Genomic DNA, 890 nt, shown 5'->3' with positions numbered 1-890 from the left:
GGTCGCGGTCGAGGCGGTCGCTCAGTTCGCTGGTCGTCGCTCCCGTGACCTCGACGACGGCGTCGTAGGTGCGAACGTCCTGTTCGCCGAGGTCGAACACCGTCTGGAACACCTCCTCGCGTGTGGGATTTTTCACCGAAAGCGCGCTCTCGTCGGCTCTCGTTCCCCGGTGGCTGCCTCCGCGCTCGGCCCGCGCATCCGACGAGACGTCCGTCGACAAGTCCGTTCGACTACTCATCGTCCGGCACCTCCCCGCCGGCGCGACCCGGAAGACGCGGGCCGGTCGGCTTCTGCGTCCCCTCGACTCCGTCGACGGACAGGTGTTCCCGACCCCACCTGAGCATCGGATCGAGGACCGCCTCTAATTCTCGCCCCTGCTGAGTTAGCGTGTACTTGACTCGGACCGGCTTTTCGCTCACCACCTCGCGGTCGACGAGCCCCTCCGCTTCGAGCGTCGAGAGGCTGTCCGAGAGCATCTTGTTCGACACGTCGTCGATGGCCGCGCCGAGTTCGCTGAACGTGTGCTCTCCGTTCAGTAACTGCGTGAGGATGATCGGGTGCCACTTGTGGCCCAGCACGTCTGCGACCTCGATGAGGAGGCGCTGCGTGCGCTCGTGCGAGCCGTCGAGTCGGGACAGCGGGATCGGTTCGGTGCTCATACACTATGCGTCACGCGCCGCCGGTATGATCACCCACGCTACGTGTCTCGGGCGAGAGATACCGAGACACGTAGGTACCCGGTTCGGTCCGCGGCCCTCACTCGTCGTCGACGAACGACGAGACGAGCGCGTGCTCCGCCGCCCGGAGGTGTTGATGGAGCGTCGCCGAGGCGATATCGAGGCTCTCGGCGATCTCCTCGGCAGTGTGGTCGCGAGGCCAGTCGTAGTACC

General features: G+C 66.0%; 2 protein-coding genes. Both read right to left on the bottom strand.

Features of this window, described 5'->3' with window-relative positions; translation table 11 throughout:
- Nucleotides 1-230: 230 nt before the first annotated feature.
- Nucleotides 231-659, bottom strand: coding sequence for a helix-turn-helix domain-containing protein (locus tag EXE44_RS17195; RefSeq protein WP_092923448.1), 429 nt, complete (start codon nucleotides 657-659; stop codon nucleotides 231-233).
- Between the two features lie 97 nt (nucleotides 660-756).
- The coding region (locus EXE44_RS17190; RefSeq protein WP_137717990.1) for a helix-turn-helix domain-containing protein at nucleotides 757-890 on the bottom strand (134 nt) is incomplete at its 5' end.

Source organism: Halorubrum sp. SS7 (assembly GCF_005435055.1).
GTDB lineage: Archaea > Halobacteriota > Halobacteria > Halobacteriales > Haloferacaceae > Halorubrum > Halorubrum salinarum.
This window is presented reverse-complemented; position numbering and strand designations above follow the sequence as displayed.